This window comes from Litchfieldia alkalitelluris (assembly GCF_002019645.1).
GTDB lineage: Bacteria > Bacillota > Bacilli > Bacillales > Bacillaceae_L > Litchfieldia > Litchfieldia alkalitelluris.
Genome location: NZ_KV917374.1, coordinates 4524997 through 4545908, shown reverse-complemented (window position 1 = coordinate 4545908; position 20912 = coordinate 4524997). Strand labels below are relative to the sequence as shown.

19 protein-coding genes and 1 riboswitch are annotated in these 20912 nt (G+C 35.5%); of the genes, 17 read left to right on the top strand and 2 right to left on the bottom strand.

Annotated elements, in window-relative coordinates:
• Positions 1-189 precede the first annotated feature (189 nt).
• From liaF to BK579_RS21410, 5 genes are all read left to right on the top strand, one after another.
• Entirely contained in the window at positions 190-909 is a 720-nt protein-coding gene (gene liaF, locus BK579_RS21430) for a cell wall-active antibiotics response protein LiaF (protein WP_169891217.1), read from the top strand.
• A 13-nt stretch (positions 910-922) separates the two neighbouring features.
• Positions 923-1954, top strand: a complete 1032-nt coding sequence (locus tag BK579_RS21425) for a sensor histidine kinase (protein WP_078549071.1) — start codon at positions 923-925, stop codon at positions 1952-1954.
• 13 nt (positions 1955-1967) lie between these two features.
• On the top strand, positions 1968-2636 hold the full coding sequence (locus BK579_RS21420) for a response regulator transcription factor (protein ID WP_078549069.1): 669 nt from the start codon (positions 1968-1970) through the stop codon (positions 2634-2636).
• 1024 nt (positions 2637-3660) lie between these two features.
• Positions 3661-5106 carry a 4-hydroxyphenylacetate 3-monooxygenase, oxygenase component gene (gene hpaB, locus BK579_RS21415; RefSeq protein WP_078549067.1) on the top strand — a complete coding sequence of 482 codons (1446 nt, stop codon included), beginning with the start codon at positions 3661-3663 and terminating at the stop codon, positions 5104-5106.
• Between the two features lie 448 nt (positions 5107-5554).
• The gene (locus BK579_RS21410) at positions 5555-7648 is read left to right on the top strand and encodes a transglycosylase domain-containing protein (protein ID WP_078549065.1); all 2094 of its coding nucleotides are present in this window, start codon (positions 5555-5557) and stop codon (positions 7646-7648) included.
• Between the two features lie 137 nt (positions 7649-7785).
• Here BK579_RS21410 and BK579_RS21405 read toward each other — a convergent pair whose 3' ends face one another.
• A complete protein-coding gene (locus BK579_RS21405) occupies positions 7786-8298 on the bottom strand; it encodes a universal stress protein (protein ID WP_169891216.1) in 513 nt (170 codons plus the stop codon).
• A gap of 290 nt (positions 8299-8588) precedes the next feature.
• Here BK579_RS21405 and BK579_RS21400 point away from each other — a divergent pair, with 290 nt between their 5' ends.
• Both BK579_RS21400 and BK579_RS21395 read left to right on the top strand, forming a co-directional pair.
• Positions 8589-9125, top strand: coding sequence for an NfeD family membrane protein (locus BK579_RS21400; protein WP_078549061.1), 537 nt, complete (start codon positions 8589-8591; stop codon positions 9123-9125).
• A gap of 19 nt (positions 9126-9144) precedes the next feature.
• Positions 9145-10680 carry a flotillin family protein gene (locus tag BK579_RS21395; RefSeq protein WP_078549059.1) on the top strand — a complete coding sequence of 512 codons (1536 nt, stop codon included), beginning with the start codon at positions 9145-9147 and terminating at the stop codon, positions 10678-10680.
• 815 nt (positions 10681-11495) lie between these two features.
• Here BK579_RS21395 and BK579_RS21390 read toward each other — a convergent pair.
• Positions 11496-12614, bottom strand: coding sequence for a radical SAM/SPASM domain-containing protein (locus BK579_RS21390; RefSeq protein WP_078549057.1), 1119 nt, complete (start codon positions 12612-12614; stop codon positions 11496-11498).
• A 200-nt stretch (positions 12615-12814) separates the two neighbouring features.
• Between BK579_RS21390 and BK579_RS21385 the strand changes: the two genes are divergently transcribed.
• The 10 genes from BK579_RS21385 to thiS all read left to right on the top strand — a co-directional run bounded on the left by BK579_RS21385 (position 12815) and on the right by thiS (position 20911).
• On the top strand, positions 12815-13816 hold the full coding sequence (locus BK579_RS21385) for a DoxX family membrane protein (RefSeq protein ID WP_078549055.1): 1002 nt from the start codon (positions 12815-12817) through the stop codon (positions 13814-13816).
• 161 nt (positions 13817-13977) lie between these two features.
• Positions 13978-14370 carry a hypothetical protein gene (locus BK579_RS26530; protein ID WP_235848501.1) on the top strand — a complete coding sequence of 131 codons (393 nt, stop codon included), beginning with the start codon at positions 13978-13980 and terminating at the stop codon, positions 14368-14370.
• Positions 14351-14665 (top strand): YbjQ family protein, encoded by a 315-nt coding sequence (locus BK579_RS21370; protein ID WP_078549053.1) that lies wholly within the window; start codon positions 14351-14353, stop codon positions 14663-14665. The genes BK579_RS26530 and BK579_RS21370 overlap by 20 nt, the downstream gene beginning before the upstream one ends.
• 142 nt (positions 14666-14807) lie before the next feature.
• Positions 14808-14916: riboswitch (TPP riboswitch) on the top strand.
• Between the two features lie 206 nt (positions 14917-15122).
• On the top strand, positions 15123-15797 hold the full coding sequence (gene tenA / locus BK579_RS21365; RefSeq protein WP_078549051.1) for a thiaminase II: 675 nt from the start codon (positions 15123-15125) through the stop codon (positions 15795-15797).
• Between the two features lie 31 nt (positions 15798-15828).
• Complete coding sequence (locus tag BK579_RS21360; RefSeq protein ID WP_078549049.1) at positions 15829-16407, top strand: ECF transporter S component; 579 nt, start codon at positions 15829-15831, stop codon at positions 16405-16407.
• 20 nt (positions 16408-16427) lie between these two features.
• A complete protein-coding gene (locus BK579_RS21355) occupies positions 16428-17903 on the top strand; it encodes an ABC transporter ATP-binding protein (RefSeq protein ID WP_078549047.1) in 1476 nt (491 codons plus the stop codon).
• 149 nt (positions 17904-18052) lie between these two features.
• On the top strand, positions 18053-18856 hold the full coding sequence (locus tag BK579_RS21350; RefSeq protein ID WP_078549045.1) for an energy-coupling factor transporter transmembrane component T family protein: 804 nt from the start codon (positions 18053-18055) through the stop codon (positions 18854-18856).
• A 95-nt stretch (positions 18857-18951) separates the two neighbouring features.
• Positions 18952-19563: a thiamine phosphate synthase gene (locus BK579_RS21345; protein ID WP_078549043.1), complete on the top strand. Its 612-nt coding sequence runs from the start codon at positions 18952-18954 to the stop codon at positions 19561-19563.
• Positions 19564-19568: 5 nt separating this feature from the next.
• A complete protein-coding gene (gene thiO, locus BK579_RS21340) occupies positions 19569-20690 on the top strand; it encodes a glycine oxidase ThiO (protein ID WP_078549041.1) in 1122 nt (373 codons plus the stop codon).
• Between the two features lie 17 nt (positions 20691-20707).
• Complete coding sequence (gene thiS, locus BK579_RS21335) at positions 20708-20911, top strand: sulfur carrier protein ThiS (protein ID WP_078549040.1); 204 nt, start codon at positions 20708-20710, stop codon at positions 20909-20911.
• Position 20912: the final 1 nt, after the last annotated feature.

The following is a 20912-nucleotide window of genomic DNA, read 5'->3' as shown; positions in this document are numbered from 1 at the left end:
TAATTACTTAGTTTTCAAGTGAAATTTACTTCTTTACACAATACCCGTTGTGGTTTATGAAGAAAAGATGCCGCTCTACATAGTTCATAGTGATTAAAGAGAATCTTCAGAAGAAACAAGGTTTACGAAAATAGTCTTAATTAAAAATGTCAAAATACCGTATAACATGGAAAAAGAGGGTAGATGGGGATGAAAGAAAAGACTATAGGTCGAATAGTTGCAGCAATAATACTCATTGTGTTTGGTACATTGTTACTTCTTGTAAATATCAATGTCATTTCCTTGGAAATAAACAATATATTTGTCACTTTTTATCCAATCATCTTCATATTATTTGGTCTAAAATGGATGACAGAAGGACTAATAACCAAGGGTAAAGACTGGTTTTTTGGTTTTTTCTTACTATTATTTGGGACACTTCTAATGCTAGACAGGTTACAAATTATTCACTTTACTTTTTTAATGTTCTGGAGGCTTTGGCCTTTATTCATCATTTACTATGGCTTGAAATTATTTAGTAAAAATCGTTTAGAGGATAATAGAAAAAAGAATTCAGTTCCAATAGGTTCTTTAAACTTTGATAAAGAGGATTGGTCTGTGGAATCAATGGATGTATGGACAGGAATTGGGGATGTCCGATTTGATTTTAGTAAGGCATATATTCCAGATAAAGATACAAAAATCAAAGTGGGCGGACTTATTGGGGATGTCAAAATGTTAATCCCGGAGGATGTTCCGTTTTCAGTAGAATCATATGTTAAGGTCGGTTCAATAGATATATTAAAGAATAATGCTGATGGTCATAACCGAGTGGTCAGCTATAAAACTCCCAACTTTGATGATGCAACAAGGAGATTATCGATTGAAATCAGTCTGAAAATTGGCTCAATCCAAATTGACAAAGTATAAAGAGGTACCGATAATGTTTAATAAATTAAACACTATTAGAATAGCTATTATTAAATCTCATTTTATAGCTGCAATTTCGACTGGTATTTTATTTTTTATAGGTTTACAAGTTATTCTTTTGGCATTACCTAATAATCCTTTAACTTTATCTTCTATCCTTCTGTTAACAGGATATGTGTTTGTCATTTCCATTTCGATAAGTATTTATTTTGGTTATATTCATAGTCAGCCTCTTAAGAAGAGACTTGAAGACATTTCAACTTTCATTACCGTATTAGATCGTGGAAATTACAAAACAAGAATTACTGACCATGAGCAGGATGAAATATCAAGGATTAAAAACTCTCTTAATCAATTAGCTGAAAAGATTGAAAATCAAGTGCATTCATTGCAAAGACTAGCAGATGAAAAAACGGAATTGGCGGAAAAAGCGCACCAGGCTGCAACAATAGAAGGGCGTCAAAGGCTTGCAAGGGACCTACATGATGCTGTTAGTCAACAACTATTTGCGATAGGAATGCTCTCTTCAGCTGCTGTTAGATTATTAGAATCTAACTCAGATAAAAGTAAGGATATGATTAAAGATATTGCCGAATTATCAGAACAGGCTCAAGTTGAAATGCGAGCGTTATTACTTCATTTAAGGCCTGTACACTTAGGTAGAGACAGTTTACATGATGGAATAAATAAGCTGGTAGAGGAACTAAAATCAAAATGTCATTTAGAATTTGAAACGAACCTCTCAGAGATAACTAGTCTTTCAAAAGGAACGGAGGATCATGTTTTTAGAATTATCCAAGAAGCACTATCAAATATATTGCGTCATGCGGAAGCAACAAAGGTTAAACTTCGTATTTTTCAAAAAGATGGTTATGTATATTTACATATAGATGATAATGGAATAGGGTTTAATCTTGCTGAAGAGAAAAAAACCTCCTATGGATTAAAAACGATGAAAGAACGCTGCGATGAAATTGGTGGGCTTTTTACTGTTCAGTCAAAAGGAGGTCAGGGAACATATATTAATATAAAAGTACCAATATAATGGAGGAGTTATTGTGATAAAAGTGATTGTTGTTGATGACCATGACATGGTTAGACGAGGACTTATTGCATTCCTTGAAACAGAACCGGATCTTAAAGTGGTCGGAGAAGGTTCAAGTGGTAAGGAAGCTATTGAACTAGTAAAGAATTTAAACCCTGATGTTGTGTTAATGGTTTTAATAATGGAGAATGGAAACGGTATAGAGGCAACAACAGAGATCATGAAACATTATCCTGATAAAAAGATAATAATTCTTACAAGCTTTTATGATGATGAGCAAGTATTTCCAGCAATTCAAGCTGGAGCATTTAGTTATTTATTAAAGACAGCTAAAGCAACCGAAATCACAGACGCAATCATAAAAGCCTACCAAGGTGTAACAGTCATTGAACCAAAGGTTGCAAGTAAAATGATGAACCGTTTTAGAAATCAAGAAAAATTACTCCATCAGGATTTAACTGAACGTGAAATGGATGTACTGCTCTGCCTTGGAGATGGTTTAACGAATCAGGAGATCGCTGAGGAATTATTTATCGGAATCAAAACAGTGAAAACTCATGTGAGTAATATTTTGAGTAAATTAGATGTAGCAGATAGAACACAAGCTGCCATTTATGCAAACCGTAACGACTTAATTCGAAAAAAAAAGGAATTAAAATGGTTAATAAAACCTTCACTATAGGTTTATTTTTTTTGTGTCAATGTCGATTGCTTAATAGTTCACGAGAGGAACAGTGAAGAAAATATACCAGTTAATGTATTATGAATAGACCACTGTGCAAATAAAAGTTTGTACCATGGAAATATAAAAAGGTTTGCTTAATACTGCGTAAGTAAGTCGGAATTTATGTCATTCCAGTGGCTTCGAACAGTTGCCAAAGTAAGGCAAGACGGAAGTGATTCATAGATTCTATAATCCAGTTGCCTGAGCGAAAATAAGGTGTAAGTAAACCATAGGCCTTCTATGATCAAGTTGCCTGGACGAAAACGAGGAGCAAGTAAACCATAGGCCTTCTATGATCAAGTTGCCTGGACGAAAACGAGGAGAAAGTAAACCATAGGCCTTCTATGATTCAGTTGCCTGACGAAAACGAGGAGGAAGTAAATCATAGACCTTCTATGATCAAGTTGCCTGAGCGAAAATATGGTGTAAGTGAATCATAGGCTTTCTATAATCAAGTTGCCTGAGCGAAAATAAGGTGTAAGTGAATCATAGACCTTCTACTTAGTTGGAATGAGTGGAAGGTCATTCGACTCTTGCGGGATGCAGCGGGCAACGTGAGACCCCGCGGGAGCCACTAAAGCGAAGAGGAGGCTACCGGACGCCCTGCGGAAAGCGAGTGAACTGCAACGAATGAATCTACAACCTATGTTTTTTCAGGATAGACATGATGCTAATTAAATATTCGCACCATGGTGTATGAAAAAACTTTATACTTAGCGTAGTGTCTAGCTCCAGGCGCTATCGGCTCTCAGGTCTAAGTCAATCCTGCTAGAAGGTTAAAGAGCAACCTTCTAGCAGTCTCGCCTTATGCCTGTCGCCGATGAACGAGCGCCTTCCGCTTTTCTTTTTTTAGGGAAGCCATATAGACTATATAACTATCTCAACAACCACCTAATTTACGGCAATCATCCTTTGTAAAAGCACTAACAACCAAAACTCAGCATAATTTGGGATATAAGCATGGAAGAGGAGAGGTGTCCCAATGCCTGCTATTAATGGAGAAGAATATGTTAAGCGAATCGATAAATTAAATTCGGAAGTATGGATTGAAGGTAAAAGATTACAAGGTAAAATCTCTGAACACCCAGCATTTCAGGGGGTAATCCAAAGCCAAGCAAGGTTATATGACTTACAACATCAGTCTGATAAGTTAGATGTTATGACCTTCGTTTTACCTGAATCTGGAAATAGAGTAGGTACTTCTTACTTAAATCCTAAAACAAAAGATGATTTAATTAAACGAAGAATGATGATTCAAGAATGGGCGGAAGCTCATTTAGGATTGATGGGGCGTTCACCTGATTATATGAATACCGCATTAATGGCAATATCAGCAGGTGCTGATGTATTTGAATGTGAGAACGAAGACTTTAGTAAAAATATTCGAAGCTTCTATCAAGAAGCGTGTGAAAATGATTATTCTTTTACACACACATTTATAAATCCACAGGTGAATAGGTCTAAATATTATTTTGAAGAATTAAATGAAAGTATTGTCTCTGCACAAGTGATAGAAAAAAATGAAAAAGGAATCGTGATCCATGGAGCTCGACTGCTTGCTACTCAAGGTGGGATTACTGATGAGATAATCGTTTTCCCAGCAGGTGGAGAGAATCTAGCTAAGGAATTTGCCTATGCATTCTCGATACCTAGTAATACCAAAGGGCTAAAGTTTATTTGTCGTGAATCCTTTTCTTATAAAGACTCAAATTTTGACCACCCTCTAGGGTCGCGTTTTGAAGAGATGGACACTATAATTGTTTTCAATAAAGTGCAAGTTCCTTGGGAAAGAGTTTTCTTTTACAATAGCCCAGAATTGGCTAAAAAGATGTACAGTGAAACTAGTTTTTTTCCTTTAGTGCTTCATCAAGTAGTTTCAAGGCAGATAACAAAAACTGAAACGATCCTAGGAGTTGCACAATCATTAGTTGATATCATTAATATTGGTGAATATCAGCATGTCCAGGAAAAAATAAGTGAGATTATTACAGGTTATGAATCCTTAAAGGGATTGATGTATTCGGCTGAATTGCAAGCAAAAATAGACCAGTTTGGCACAATGGTACCATCTTTACAACCGTTATATGCTGCAATTAATTTATACCCAAAACTATATCCAAGATTTATTGAAATCATTCAGCTTCTTGGTGCAAGTGGCTTAGTATCAATACCAACAAAAGCTGATCTTGAATCAAGTGTTGGGAAAGATTTGGAGTCTTATTTACAGGCTGCAGCAGCTAATGCAGAGGATCGTGTTAAGTTTTATCGCCTTGCATGGGATTTATCACTAAGTGCTTTTGGCGGTCGGCAGACATTGTATGAGCGATTCTTCTTCGGAGATCCGATAAAATTGGCCTCTAATCAATATAGGGGCTATGAAAGAAGTGAACTAGTACAAAGGGTCTGGAATTTTTTAAATATAGAGTGATTAACAAGGGCGGGATGAAGTAATCTCGTTCTTTTTTGCTGTTTTCGTCACTTGGTTGCTTTTAAATCTATACAAATCACCAATACACTAAGTAGAGTGGCACTTTTTTTCCTAAATTATAACCATAACATCTAGTGAAATAATGTTACCTGCTGAAAACTGGTCTATAAGGAATGATCTTAAGAAAAGAGCCTCTCAATAAAAATATACTTTATCAACTCCCCATAAATTTAATTTCCTAACGTATATATATAGGTATGCTCACTGTTTAAGGCTACTGTTGAAATTTTTTTTGTTTTAAAAAGTCATTTGAAATCTTGGAGGGGCCTCTTTTCTCTTCAATACTACTTTTTCACATAAAATAAACAATCAAAAACTATAATATTCGATTAACAAACCAATCTTTCAGAAAAGAGCCTTGATTAATGATGAGGGGGAGGAACATTTTATGAGAGAACAAAAGAAGAAGTCAAACCTCCTGAAGGAAGTTGGTTTCTTTAAAATAGCCATGTTGTTAAGTATGGTAGCTTTACTTTTTGTGATTTTTGGAATCAATTATTACATTAATTCAAGAGATGTGTCAGGGTTATCAACCGTCTATCCGCAAGCCACTGTTATATATGACATGGATGGAGAGGTTGCTAGTAAAATATCATCTTCAAAGATAGAAGGAGTTACCATAGAGGAAATACCTGAACATTTAATACATGCTGTTATTTCAATAGAGGATCGACGTTTTTTTAAGCACAATGGGGTGGATTATGTAGGGATTTCTCGTGCACTTTTTAAAAATTTAAAGGCAGGCGAAATTGTTGAAGGTGGAAGTACCATTACTCAGCAATTAACCAAAAATGTATTTTTAACACATGAACAAAGCTTTAAGCGGAAATTTGAGGAGTATTTTCTCGCTCAAAAAATTGAAAGATCTTTTACAAAGGATGAAATCATTGTAACGTATCTGAATACAATCTATTTCGGTGAGGGTGCATGGGGAATTAAAAATGCAGCCGAAACTTATTTTGGTAAAGAAGTTAAAGAATTGACGTTGGAAGAGTCAGCAACTTTAGCTGGATTGGTAAAGGCTCCATCAAGATTATCACCAGTCAAAAATTATGAACAATCTATCAATCGTAGAAATCTAGTTTTATCAGTGATGAAAGAAAATGGTTATATATCAAGTCCTGAACATGAGCAAGCAGTCGCTTCTGAAATTACTCTACAAAAAAGAGATCTAGATCCTTATGAAGGGAAATATCCATATTATGTTGATCATATTATAGATGAAGCGATTTCTAGGTATGGTCTTACGCAAAATGAGATTTTAGCTGGTGGATTGCATATCTACACTGAATTAGACCAAACCATGCAAAGTGCAGTTGAAGAGGTTTATAAAAATGATTCAGTCTTCCCAGAAAGTAGTTCTGATGATCAATTAGTACAAAGTGGATCAATTTTAATGAACACAAAAACTGGAGGAATTCATGCATTAGTAGGTGGTCGAGGAGAAACAGTTTTTAGAGGGTTTAATCGGGCAACACATTTGAAAAGACAGCCTGGTTCAACAATGAAGCCTTTAGCTGTTTATACACCAGCTTTAGAATCGGGTTATGAAATGTATGATATTTTACCAGATACACCACTTAATATTGGGGGATATCAGCCATTAAATTTTAATGGTCAATACAAAGGAGCCGTAACGCTCATTGATGCTCTAAAAAGCTCTGACAATGTTCCAGCTGTTTGGCTGTTAAATGAAATCGGACTTAATAAAGGACTTAATAGTTTAGAACGTTTTGGAATAGAATTGTCAGGTGAGGATAAAAACCTTTCAGTCGCCCTAGGTGGGCTAAATAACGGAGTATCACCAATGGAAATGGCTGAAGCTTATACTGTTTTTGCAAATGATGGATTAAGATCAGAGGCACATGCCATAACAAAAATCGTCGATTCAAAAGGGAAGGTATTAGCCGAATGGGAAGGAACATCTATAACTGTTACTACTCCAGAGGTTGCAAATAATATGTCCTATATGCTTCAACAAGTCGTTACACAAGGAACAGGAAGAAATGCCAAACTAATAAGGCATCAGCTAGCAGGTAAAACCGGTTCAACTCAAGTACCTATTGAAGGAATTAATGGCACTAAAGACCAGTGGTTTGTTGGATACACAGAGGATGTAGTTGGTGCGTTATGGTTAGGTTATGACAAAACGGATGCTTCTCATTATTTAACAACAACAAGTAGTACAACTGCAACAGTCATTTACAAGGCAATTATGGACCAGGCTTTAGATCATCTACCAACCTCATCTTTTGACACGTTGGCTGTGGTACCAGTTAAAAAAGCAAGTGTAAAGAAGCAGTCTGAAACACAAAAAAAGCAGAGTGAATCTAATTGGAAAAATCATGATAAAGGGAAGGGAAAGCATAACGGGAGAGGTCACGGAAAAGGTAAGGGCAAAGGAGAAGAGAAAAAAAGGGATAGGGATGACGATGACGAAGATGACGAAGATGACGAAGATGACGAAGATGACGACGACTAATAGTAAAACATAAAAAAAGACCTTGTTCAATTGTCAATGACTTGAACAAGGTCCTTTTTATGTTGGGTAACTTTTTTTTGACAGCTACAAATCGATGTTGCGTACACATTTTAAATGAATAATATTCGAATGTCATCTTATTTAACCACTAGTACTGGACAAGTCGCCTCTTTAACAATTTTTTCACTTGTACTTCTCATGGCTATTTTTTCGATCGCATTCAGGTCACGGCTTCCGACAATAATTAAATCCTTATCTTGTTCTTCCGCATAATTACAGATTTCTGTAGAAGGCTTACCAACAAGTAAATGAGTTTTTACTTGCATCTTTTCTTTAGTAAGAATCACGTTTGCCTCTCTAAATACGTTATCAACTTGACTTAAACTATGCCCAGTTTCTCCTTCTTCCTCTATATTGTTTGACTCTGGAATGAGTGGCAATGTTCCAGGATACATCGTTGAAGTCGCATGTGTTGGGATAGTAGGAATTGCATGTGTCTCATTAGCCAGAACTGAAGATGCGAATCCTTTTTCGTCCTTCACATAAACCAACTCAATCTCACCATTCATTTTTCTTGCATAATAGATAGCTTCCTTTAATGCTTTATCACTGTTAGATGATCCATCATAGCATACTAGAATTTGTTTCATCATTTCGACATCCTTTCTTTAGTGTTATAGAACTAAGAATTTCATCTTATAGTAATCAATACCCTCCCATCAAAAAATAAAACAATTTAAGACATTAAAAATTTTTGAAACCATTTGGTTTTTTACTCGTACATTAAGTTATTAGAAATACTAATAAAAATTCCCTAAAAAGGTTGTACCTTCCAATTGCAAGGTTTACCATAAATAGGGAGATGAGAAATTTGTCGAGGAAAGGATGAAGGTTAATAAAGTATAATTTGTAAATTATTTTAGCAAAGGGTTTGATATAAGTGGAGGTATTTGGTTATTCGCTAGAGACAATTTATTTATGGGCACTAATTATTGCGGGAATCTGTACATTTCTCTTTATCTTATTTGGAGATTTACTAGAGGGCTTATTTGAATTAATCCCTGATGGATATTTAAATCCTACTTTGATCTTATCATTTATTACGTTTTATAGTGCATCAGGGTACTTATTCGAAAAACTCACTTTTATTCACAGTGAAATTATAGCACTTAGTTCAGTTGTGTTAGCCCTCATTTTAGTTACTCTTTTAAATGTATTTGTATTAATTCCCCTATCATCTACAGAAGAGTCGCTTGTTTATCGAGAAGGCGATTTGAAAGGTAGAATAGGTAAAGTAATTATTACAATCCCTAGTGATGGCTTTGGAGAAGTGGTGCTTGAGGGGTATGGTGGAACAATAGCAATGTCTGCCAAAAGCTTTGAAGATAAGGAAATTGCCTATGATTCAAAGGTATTAGTTATTGATGTAGTAGATAATGTATTACATGTGTTACCACAGGATGATTTTAAACTATGATAATTAAGGAGGAAAAAGAATGACATCAATTGGTATTATTATAGGAATTGTTGTATTTCTCGTACTAGCACTTATCGCGGTATTTATTACAAAGTATCGTACCGCTGGACCTGATGAAGCATTAATCGTTACTGGTAGTTACTTGGGTGGTAAAAATGTCCATGTGGATGAGTCGGGTAATCGTATTAAAATTGTTAGGGGTGGAGGTGCATTCATACTGCCAGTCTTTCAACAGGCTGAACCTTTAAGTCTATTATCTAGTAAGCTAGATGTTTCTACACCAGAGGTTTATACAGAGCAAGGTGTACCCGTAATGGCAGATGGAACAGCAATCATTAAAATCGGTGGTACGATTAACCAAATTGCCACAGCTGCAGAACAATTTTTAGGAAAATTAAAGGAAGACCGAGAAAATGAAGCAAGAGAAGTTCTTGAAGGTCATCTCCGTTCAATTTTGGGATCAATGACTGTGGAAGAAATTTATAAAAACCGCGAAAAATTCTCACAAGAAGTACAAAGGGTGGCTTCACAGGACTTAGCGAAAATGGGATTAATCATTGTATCCTTTACTATTAAGGATGTTCGTGACAAAAATGGCTATTTAGATTCATTAGGTAAGCCTCGTATTGCTCAGGTGAAGCGTGATGCAGATATTGCTACAGCAGAAGCTGATAAAGAAACTCGTATTAAGAGGGCACAAGCTGATAAAGATGCGAAGAAATCAGAATTAGAACGTGCAACTGAGGTTGCAGAGGCTGAAAAAATGAATCAGTTGAAGATTGCTGAATATCGTCGAGAACAAGATATTGCTAAGGCACGAGCAGACCAAGCTTATCATCTAGAGGAAGCAAGAGCACGACAAGAAGTTACTGAACAACAAATGCAAGTTCAAATCATAGAAAGACAGAAGCAAATTGAGCTTGAAGAAAAAGAAATTATGCGTCGTGAAAAGCAATATGATTCTGAAGTTAAAAAGAAAGCTGATGCAGATCGTTACTCAGTTGAACAAGCAGCAGCAGCTGAAAAAGCAAAACAGTATGCAGAAGCAGATGCAAATAAATACAGAATTGAAGCAATGGCCAAGGCTGAAGCGGAAAAAGTTAGAATCGATGGTCTAGCTCATGCGGAAGCACAGAAAGCACAAGGGGAAGCAGAAGCTGAAGTTATTAGACTTAAAGGACTTGCAGAAGCGGAAGCAAAACAAAAAATTGCTGAGGCATTCGAGCAGTATGGTCAAGCAGCTATCTTAGACATGATCTTAGAAATGTTACCAGCTTATGCGAAAGAAGTAGCTAGCCCATTAGCTAACATTGATAAGATTACGGTTGTTGATACAGGTGGTAGTGGCGAAAATAGTGGTGCAAATAAAGTAACCGGCTATGCTACAAACTTAATGTCAACTCTACAAGAATCTCTTAAGGCTTCTTCAGGAATTGATGTGAAAGAAATCATCGAAAATCTTTCTGGAAAAGCTAATGTGAAAAATAGTATAGAGGATCTAACTAAGGAAATTGCTAGCACGAAAAAAATAGACTTAGGAAAAAAAGAAGAATAATAGGGCATTAGATTAAGTTTCCCTTTAAAGGTAGATGGCTTAGGCTGTTTACTTTAAAAGGGTTTTTTGATTGATAAGAAGGTATAAAATTTTGGACTGTGGGATATTAGAATAGGATACAAACTCTTTGTAGGTATTGGAACTCATAGGCGGAAAAATTCCGGCTAATGTACCTAGTAGGGGCTTAAGAAGCAAATATAAGCGGAGAAATTCCGGTTAACGTCTCTAATATATGACGAAATCTAAAGATTAGGTTTATATAAGCGGAAAAACTCCTGTTATTATTAGGGAAATGTTGATATTTCCCAATTTAAGCGGAATTTATCCGTTTAAATTCAACCGCAGTGAAATCAACATGAAGGACACAGCTATTTAAGCAAAAGTACTCCTAGAGCAATAGCTGGTCTACATACCTTTGGTTCGTCAATCCTACCACTCCACCTATGTTTTCGTGTAGGAAGCGTGGTGGAGCAAAGGACCCTTTGTATGATAAAGGAGTATATTGATAAAGTACAAATTATCGGATTATAACTAAACAAAAGGCCCAATCTTTCTTATCGGGTTTTATGTTTTTTATTTTCGAGAGCAGGAAAGGGGGAGTTAAGGAGTGCTCAGATTCCCTTAGACATAAAGATATCGCAGGAAGGTAATCAAACAAGCGCTTGGATCCCCTTAGTCATGAGGATATCGTAGAAAAGATAATTAAAGAAGCGCTCTAATCCCCTTAATCGGGAGAAATTACATAGAAAAGGGAATCAAAGTAGCACTCTGATTCCCTGACTCGATTATATTTTAATCGACGCCCAACAATCAGATCAATTTCTATTAAATCCCCCGGGCTCATAAACACAATAAGGCTCCTCTGCCATATAATCTTTATGCTCATAAAAAGCACGTGCTCTACATCCTGAACAAACATTTACAAATTCACAAGCACCACATTTTCCACGTAGATTGATGCTATTGCGGAGCTCTGTGAACAAAGGAGAGTCATTCCAGATTGTCTGAAAGGAACTTTCGTGTAAGCTACCAGCTTTCACAGGCAAATACCCACATGGCTGTACAACTCCTTTATGTGAAATGAAGCATACCCCTGTTCCTGCCAAACACCCTTTTGTGGTAGCGTTCATTCCATGAGACAACAAGATTACTCTTTCCCCAGAATGTTTTGCTTTCTGACGAATAATTCGGTAATAATGTGGAGCACAAGTTGCTCTAAATTCAAAAGGAGCAAATCGAGACTTTTCGTAAAACCACTCAAGCACTTGCTCATAGTTTTTAGCATCAAGCATATTGCTTTTTGTGATTTGTACCCCACAACCAACAGGCACTAGCATAAATAAATGAAGGGCTTTTACTTCTTGCTCATAAGCTAGATTCATGGTTTCTTCCAGATAGTCAACATTATGTTTTGTAATCGTAGTATTAAACTGAACTTCAATATTTTCCTCTTTTAGATAGGATACACCCTTCAATGCTGCATTAAAGCTACCTTTTAAACCACGAAAATGATCATGAATGACTGCAGTGGGTCCGTCAAAACTTATAGCAACTCTCTTAATCCCGATATCTTTAATTTTTTTTGCAATTTCTTTAGTTATCAACGTGCCGTTAGATGCCATTGCGACTCGTAAACCTTTAAGAACAGCATAGTGGGCTATGTCAAAAAAATCTGATCTATAAAGGGGCTCACCGCCTGTCAAAATGAGTATCGGGTTGGCAAACGAAGAGATGTTATCAATAATCTCGAATGCCTGCATTGTTGATAGTTCATCAACAGAGCGTTCAGGCTGTGCAGTTGCGCGGCAGTGAATACATCTTAAATTGCAAGCTTCTGTTAATTCCCAAAAAACAACGGAGGGCTTATTAAATTGCTTTGCAGTTAGGGGATGTGGACATAGATTCTTTTGATATACAGAACATGTTTTTGGCATTCAATCACCTCGTTCCATCTTTATGAGTACAAATAAAATTGTAGCAATCCTTTTTGTGATTGTGTATAATTTCACATTATATTAAGAAAGTATTAATAAAACTTTCACAAGTCAAAAAGATAGGCATTTTTATGTTAGTAGATTGTATAGGAAAGGGTATGGAGTAAGAATATAAGAAAGATGGCAATAAGGAGGTAAATATGAAACATAAAAAGTTAATTTTAATCATTCTCATTATAGGAATATTGTTAACACCTTTGTTAACAGAAGCACATGTTAAATGGTTTACAGATGTTGTACCCCAAAAAGAATCAATTGAAAATATTCTTTCACCGCTCTTTATGGGGCTTGCTGTATTATCGGCTTTAGTTCTGTCGATCTTACCACAGCTGTTACCAAGGTTTATGAAAATACCTTTTGCTAATAAACTAGACATAAAACTAGATGAATATCGTCAATATTCAAGATACTTATTAAAGTATGGTACTGCGTTAGCACTAATTATCCAAGTTTTATCTGGGACCATTTTTGCTCCTGAATTTGCATTAGAGGGATTATGGGAAACAATCATCATTTGGCTTGCAATCGTTTTCCTTTGTGTACCTAATCACTATGCTACCAAAGCTGCAGCCGTTTTATTAACGTTTGTTTATTTTTATGTTCTCTCGAACGTTGGATTATTCCATATGCTTGACTATGGATTTTATGCAGCAATTTTCTTTGTATTATTAATTGGAAAAACAAGGTTTGAAAACTGGGGTTTTCCATTTCTTTATTTAGGCACAGGACTTTCTTTATGCTGGGTTGCGGTTGAAAAATGGGTTTACCCTTCAATGGCTGCAGATATTATTCAAAATCATGGTGTGCCAACTTTTGGTTTCCCACCAACTATGTTTATCGTAATGGCAGCGTTTATTGAATTCATCGTAGGTTATTTATTGGTGGTTGGAATTTTAAACCGTATTCTATCAGTAATCCTTACCTTAATTTTCATCTCGACAACGATGTTATTTGGAATAACTGAGATTATTGGTCACTTTATGATTCATATTGTTTTAGTCATTTTCATCATTGAAGGAGTATCGTTTTATAATCCACCCATTCGAATTCATAAAACGGTACTGGATCAGATGGTCTTTGTATTTCTAAATTATCTATTTGTATTAGCGACTTTTATTTTGATTTACTATAGGTTTGCATAAGCTGATAAAGGTGTATTTGATGAGTTTCTTGGCTCTCAATACACCTTTTAAAATTTTATAAAAATTTTAAAAAAAGATGAACTTTCTGTGTGGTATATTCGTATTAGGAGTAACAAAGTAAATGTCACGTATCTTTAGGGATTATAAAGGGAGAGGTGTCGTTGGAGGAAGAAAAAAAGCTAATTGAGAGGGCAAAAAGAGGTGACTCACAGGCCTTTGCGGTGTTGTTTAAAGAAAACTACTCTTTCTTGGTGAAATATTTAATAAAAGTGACAATGAACCCTGATTTAGCAACTGTTTTTTATCTTTTATTTGCTCGTAAATATTTTCGAAAGCTGGTAGATAAAATGAGAGATAAACTAAAGTATATTTTACTTGCTGTGATTATACTTGGTCAGTTATTGGGAATTGGCTTACTGTTTGTGAATGTTAAATTGGCGATTATTTTTTATATTATATATGTAATTGCTCTAGTATTACTTATTTGGCTATTTATTAAAGAGAGATTAGATGAAAAAAAGGAGGATGAGGAAAATGATTATCGTGACTACTGAATTTGTACCAGGGAAGGAAATTAAAGAGTTGAAGGGGTTTGTGCGAGGAAGTACAGTTCAATCAAAGCATATTGGAAGAGATTTGATGGCTGGGCTTAAGACGATTGTTGGAGGAGAAATAAAAGAATATACTGAGATGATGGAAGACGCAAGAAAACAAGCAATTGGGAGAATGGTGGATGATGCAAAGCAAAAGGGTGCTAATGCGATTATTTGCATAAGACTTGAAACGTCCAGTGTGATGACAAATGCTTCTGAGATTATTGCATATGGGACAGCTGTGACTGTTGAATAATTTGTTGATTTAGCAAACTAACATGTTAGCGGTTAATGTAAGGATTAAACTGCATAATTGTTCTAGCTTATTTTTGAAAAATGTTTGACAATTTAATAAAACATGTTACGATTATTCCGTAATATTAAAATTTTAATATCGTGTTGTCCACTAGGGGTGCCTTATCTGAAGGCTGAGATTAGAGTAGAGCTTTAAGACCCTTAGAACCTGATCTGGTTGATACCAGCGTAGGGAAGTGGAGTTGTGGAATGATAATGCCTTTTAACTATTTTCCAATACAACCACTTTCTTTATGTTGGTAAAGAAAGTGGTTTTTTTATGTTTATTTTTACTCAGTGCACGGAGTCGAAAAAGATGAAAAAACCAAGGAGTAACAAAAGATTTAATTAATTTCGGTATAGAGAAAGTATATGAAATCAAGCTAGACCAATAGATTACATATTTAGGAGGAGTATAAATGAAATTCTCAGAGTTATTAAGAAAAGAAGTTGATTACATATGGGAAGCAAGCTTTAACCATCCATTTGTTAAAGGTATTGGTGATGGAACACTTTCATTAGAAAGCTTCCGCTATTATGTCATGCAGGATGCGTATTATTTAAGCCATTTTGCAAAAGTTCAATCAATTGGAGCAGCTAAGGCAAAAGACCTTAAGACAACAAATCGTATGGCCATACACGCTCAGGGTACGTATGAGGCAGAACTATCTCTTCATGAAAATTTTTCTAAACGCCTAGATATTACTGAAGAAGAACAAGCAACATTCAAGCCTGCACCAACTGCCTATGCCTATACTTCACATATGTATCGTGCAGCACATAACGGGCATCTTGGTGATATTATTGCGGCCATTCTACCATGCTACTGGTTATATTATGAAATTGGGGAGAAGTTACAACAATGTTCTCCAGAGGAGCCAATCTATCAAGAATGGATTGCTGCTTACGGTGGAGATTGGTTTAGAACGTTGGTAGAAGAGCAAATTAATCGCCTAGATGAGATTGCTGAAACAGTTACTAAAGAAGACCAGGAGCGTATGAAAGAGCACTTTATGATTAGTAGTCAATATGAGTATTCTTTCTGGGAAATGGCTTATAGACTTGAACAATGGCCAGTTGTAAAGGCTGACTAGATAACTAAAATTAAATAGAGGAGTAAATACTATGAAAAAAGGGTTAAAGTTAACTGATATTTTAGTAACAATCATTATCGCATTAATATTTGGTTTAGTTTATAAACTTTGGGGTCCTTTATATGGTGTTGCCGCAACATTAGGTCTTCAAATTGAACAGTTAATATATGGGATGTGGTTTATTGCTGCGACAGTCGCATTCTTAATTATTCGCAAACCAGGTGTGGCATTGTTAGCAGAGGTTGCTGCGGCACATGGAGAGTTTATTTTCGGTGGAGAATGGGGTGCAACTACCCTGGTGTTTGGTATTGCACAGGGATTAGGTGCTGAACTAGTATTTGCAGCATTTAGATATAAAAAATTTGATATCTTTACAGTATGTTTAGCTGCAGTAGCTGCGACAGTGGGGTCAATTATTGTTGACTATTATTATGGATATGTTGGTGACTTAGCGCTGTGGAATTTATTACTAATGTTCGGAGCTAGATTTGTTGGCGCTATTATTATTGCTGGTATTTTTGCTTACTTAATTGTAAAAGCATTGGAAAAAACAGGTGTTACAAATCTTGTTCGACCAGCATCAAGTGAAGATTATAAAGCTCTAGACTAGTAGATTTTAGAGGTGTTTTAATGACAACGATAGCAAGTGTAACTAATCTGCGTTTAAAATTTCCAGGGGCTGAATCCTTGTTATTCAAGGATTTATCCCTTTCTTTTTCTAAAGGAGAAAAGGTACTAATCCTTGGACCCTCAGGTTCAGGGAAATCTACCCTCCTACAAGTATTAACTGGATTAATTCCTAATTCGGTTGAGGTCCCGATAAAGGCTGATGAAATCAAGACTCCAGAATCTTGGGGGTTTTTATTTCAAGACCCTGACTCACAATTTTGTATGCCATATATTGATGAAGAAATAGCATTTGTGTTAGAAAATCTTCGAGTACCACGTGAGAAGATGGAGAAATATATTCGGTATTATTTAGAGCAAGTAGGACTTGATTTTAAAAATATTCACACAAACATTCAAACACTCTCAGGAGGAATGAAGCAAAGATTGGCTATTGCTTCAGTTCTCGCACTTGAACCTGATGTTATGTTTCTTGATGAACCAACTGCTATGCTTGATCCAGATGGGACGAAAGAGGTCTGGAATACTATTAAGAAGGTATCAGAGGATAAAACCTTAATCATTGTGGAACATAAAATTGAACATATTATTGGAATCGTTGATAGAGTCATTTTAATGAATAATAATGGTGAAATCATCGCTGATGGTCAGAAAGAAGCAATATTTCAAAACTACAAAGACTTTCTTATTACAGAAGGGATTTGGTACCCAGGCGTGTGGGAAGATTATATTTGCTATTCGAAAAAACAAACACCCCAAATTGCTTCAATCGAAACAGAGAGTAGTATTACACTTACAGATTTTTCAGGGTATCGTGGGAAAGAAAAGAAAATCGAGGTTGATCATGTGAATGTAAAACCTGGTGAATGGATAGCTGTTCTAGGAGATAACGGAGCAGGTAAGAGCACACTTTTACATTCTCTGATGAAACTTATAAAGACAAAAGGCTCTTATCAAATTTTTGAAGAAGATGAAAAACAAATAAAAAAAATAACAGATTACGTCACTTTTGTTTTTCAAAATCCAGAGTTTCAGTTTGTCACAAATTCTGTATATGATGAGATTGCCTACACACTACGATTAGATAAATGGACTGAAGAAAAAATAGAAGATAGAGTAAAAGAGTTACTAAACTTTTATCATTTAGATTCACGGAAGGATAATCATCCATATCAACTTTCAATGGGGCAAAAGCGAAGACTTAGTGTAGCTGCTGCTATTGTTAAAGAGCAACCAATTTTGTTATTGGATGAACCTACTTTTGGTCAAGACGCTAAGAATACTTTTGCCATTTTAGAGCAATTAGAAGCTTGGAGAGAGAAAGGAACAACCATTATTATGGTTACTCATGATCTTGATATTGTAAAGTACTTTGTTTCCAGAGTGTGGATCATTGAAAAAGGGAAACTAACTGAAGATGTTAGTGCTTCCATTTATACTAAACGTCTCCACACTGAAAGACAATTGGTAGAGTCGTAATCATCTTTAGTAAAGCTAATGGGATAGATCTTCGAAGATAAAATGCCAGTGTACTTTATTCTTAGTGATTTCTATACCTTTAAGAGGAATAAAGTTTACTCTGAAAATTGAATTAAGCACTTGTTGGAGTTCACTAGGAGGATATACGTATGCAACTGGATTTTTCTTCTAATGAAACATGGTTACACAAAATTAATCCTAGTTTTAAACTAGTCATAATCATGATTTTATTTGTAGGAATATTATTTATCCATAATATCAATGTAATTATAAATTATACAATTGGGATGTCATTCCTTTATTTCTTTTTTACAGGTCATCCCTGGAAAAGACTTATGTTAATCTCTATCCCATTCATAATCATATTTATTACTTCTTCCACATCGATGATTTTTTTTGGGAAAGGTGATACGACTTGGTTTAAGTGGGGGTTAATCCATATTACTGAAGAGAGTTTCTTTCGAGGGATTCATTTAGGATTTCGTGGACTAACTTTTGGATTACTTGGGATAGTCTTTGCTTTAACAACAAGACCCGTTTTTTTATTCTATTCATTAATGCAACAACTTAAGCTGAAACCCAAATATGCCTATAGCTTTATGGCTGCTATAAGGATTTTACCTATAATGATAGAAGAAATGCAAACACTGAGATATGCCATGAAGGTACGTGGAGTTCAAGATCAAAAGGGGCTTTCTGCTTTTTATCAAAAATTAAAATCGTATTCTATTCCGATGTTGTCCCAGAGTATTAGGAGAGCACATAGAATTGCCATTGCGATGGAAGCAAAGCGTTTCACAGATACAAAAGGTAGAACTTACTTTTATAAACTTAGTTACTCTAAATTTGATTTAATCTTTTTGTTCTATCTATTAATCATTCTTTCAGGCTCTTATTATATAGCTAATCACTATCCATATGTTCACATCACAGATGTGCGCTATGCTGGGTAGACATCCAAGCTAAATATGTATTTCGCACCATGGAGAGTGAAAATAGGTACTTACACTTAATTTATTCGTCAAGTTCATCTAGTTAGGAGTAATCTATGAAACATCTTGAGCTACATATTATATCAAATGGGCAACAGTCAATCGAGAGATTTTGTCATATCGCATCTTCCATTCATGAGTATGTAACATATTTTCATATCAGGGAAAGAACATGGACTGCAAATGAACATTTCCAAGCTATTAACCTATTAACTCAGTTAAAAGTTCCTTTATCAAAAGTGATTATTAATGACCGTATTGATGTTGCGATTACGTTAAATACTGCTGGAGTTCAACTAGCTTTCCATAGTTTACCGGTTGAGCTTGTAAAAAGAAAATTCCCTTCATTGTTAGTAGGAAGTTCAGTTCATTCACTAGAAGAACTTAATAATGTATCTAAGGCTGGTGCAGATTTTGCTATTTATGGCCATATTTTCGAAACAAGATCCAAGCAAGGTTTATTGCCAAGAGGTACGGAAGGTCTACGTGAACTAACAAGAAATGCACAAATACCGGTAATTGCTATTGGTGGAATCAAACCTATCCATGTTTCTGAATTAATAAAAGTGGGTGCTAGTGGAGTTGCAGTTATGTCTGGTGTATTAGAAGCTAGTGACCCATTAAAGGTTGTTAAGGAATATGCGACACAATTACACCAAGGAGGTTAAAGCATTTGAGTATTGTATATGATTGTATCGTTATTGGTGGTGGAGTAAATGGAGGATCTATTTCTTATAATCTAGCAAAAAGGGGTCATAAAGTTCTAGTTTTAGAAAAAGATCAAGTGGTTAGTAAAGCATCAAGTGCAGCAGCAGGAATGCTAGCTGCAGGAGCTGAGTTTGATCAGGAGGGCCCATTATTTCAGTTAGCTAGAAGAAGTAGAGCCATGTTTCCCGTGATAGCTGAGGAATTAAAAGAATTAACACAAATCGATATAGAGTTTATAAATAAAGGCATGTACAAAATTGCGTTTTCTCAAGAAACTGAAGATGAATACAGGAAAATTATAAATTTTCATCAACAGGTAGGAGAACAGGTGAAATGGGTTACCGGGAATGAACTTATAAATAAGGAACCTAATCTTTCAAGCGAAATTAATGGTGCGATGTATCTACCAAATGATGGACAGGTTTCAGCTCCTAATTTATCATTAGCGTTTATTAAAGCAGCAGCAGCTCTTGGGGCGGATATACGAGAGTTTACTGAAGTCTATTCTCTTTTACGAGAAGCTGGGAGGATTATAGGTGTTAAAACCAGTGAGGGAACTTTTTATTCTGAGAAAGTAATAGTGGCTAACGGAGCATGGAGTAGCAATTTGCTAGCAGATGATATCACAAAGATAGACGCTTATCCTGTTAAGGGAGAATGCTTTTCAGTGATAACTCATACTCCTTTAATTAGTAGTACGATCTTTTCTCATGATTGTTACCTTGTTCCAAAACGAGGCGGTAGGATTATTGTAGGTGCTACAGTAAAGCCAGATACATTTAATCAATCGGTTTCAATGGATGGTATAAGATCATTAATGGAAAAGGCAACTAGGATTTTACCTTCTATTGGAGAAGCGAGATGGGAGAAGGCTTGGGCTGGTATTAGACCACAAACAAAAGACGGTCTTCCATATTTAGGACAACACCCAGATTATGAAGGTTTATTTATAGCAACAGGACATTATCGGAATGGTATCTTATTAGCGCCAATTACAGGGCATATTGTTGCAGATTTGATTGAAGGTAAAAATAATTATGATTTATCCCCATTTAGACTAAATCGCCAGACCGAAACACAAGTTTAATTGTAGGAGTGAATGTCATGGAATTAATCATCAACGGGGAACAAGTAACTGTTCCTGAAACAGTAAACACTGTTTCTATGCTTTTGGAGCATTATGGATTAGAAAAAAAAGTCGTTATTATTGAGCTAAATGAAACGATTTTAGAAAAAGTAGAACATCAAGAAACACGATTAGAAGATAAAGATCGAATCGAGATCGTACATTTTGTAGGAGGCGGATGAC

Excerpts from the sequence above, each read along its gene's own strand:
- liaF (WP_169891217.1), top strand. The coding sequence starts at position 190 with ATGAAAGAAAAGACTATAGGTCGAATAGTTGCAGCAATAATACTCATT.
- BK579_RS21425 (WP_078549071.1), top strand. The coding sequence starts at position 923 with ATGTTTAATAAATTAAACACTATTAGAATAGCTATTATTAAATCTCAT.
- hpaB (WP_078549067.1), top strand. The coding sequence starts at position 3,661 with ATGCCTGCTATTAATGGAGAAGAATATGTTAAGCGAATCGATAAATTA.
- BK579_RS21410 (WP_078549065.1), top strand. The coding sequence starts at position 5,555 with ATGAGAGAACAAAAGAAGAAGTCAAACCTCCTGAAGGAAGTTGGTTTC.
- BK579_RS21405 (WP_169891216.1), bottom strand. The coding sequence starts at position 8,298 with ATGAAACAAATTCTAGTATGCTATGATGGATCATCTAACAGTGATAAA.
- BK579_RS21395 (WP_078549059.1), top strand. The coding sequence starts at position 9,145 with ATGACATCAATTGGTATTATTATAGGAATTGTTGTATTTCTCGTACTA.
- BK579_RS21390 (WP_078549057.1), bottom strand. The coding sequence starts at position 12,614 with ATGCCAAAAACATGTTCTGTATATCAAAAGAATCTATGTCCACATCCC.
- BK579_RS21385 (WP_078549055.1), top strand. The coding sequence starts at position 12,815 with ATGAAACATAAAAAGTTAATTTTAATCATTCTCATTATAGGAATATTG.
- BK579_RS21370 (WP_078549053.1), top strand. The coding sequence starts at position 14,351 with ATGATTATCGTGACTACTGAATTTGTACCAGGGAAGGAAATTAAAGAG.
- tenA (WP_078549051.1), top strand. The coding sequence starts at position 15,123 with ATGAAATTCTCAGAGTTATTAAGAAAAGAAGTTGATTACATATGGGAA.
- BK579_RS21360 (WP_078549049.1), top strand. The coding sequence starts at position 15,829 with ATGAAAAAAGGGTTAAAGTTAACTGATATTTTAGTAACAATCATTATC.
- BK579_RS21355 (WP_078549047.1), top strand. The coding sequence starts at position 16,428 with ATGACAACGATAGCAAGTGTAACTAATCTGCGTTTAAAATTTCCAGGG.
- BK579_RS21350 (WP_078549045.1), top strand. The coding sequence starts at position 18,053 with ATGCAACTGGATTTTTCTTCTAATGAAACATGGTTACACAAAATTAAT.
- BK579_RS21345 (WP_078549043.1), top strand. The coding sequence starts at position 18,952 with ATGAAACATCTTGAGCTACATATTATATCAAATGGGCAACAGTCAATC.
- thiS (WP_078549040.1), top strand. The coding sequence starts at position 20,708 with ATGGAATTAATCATCAACGGGGAACAAGTAACTGTTCCTGAAACAGTA.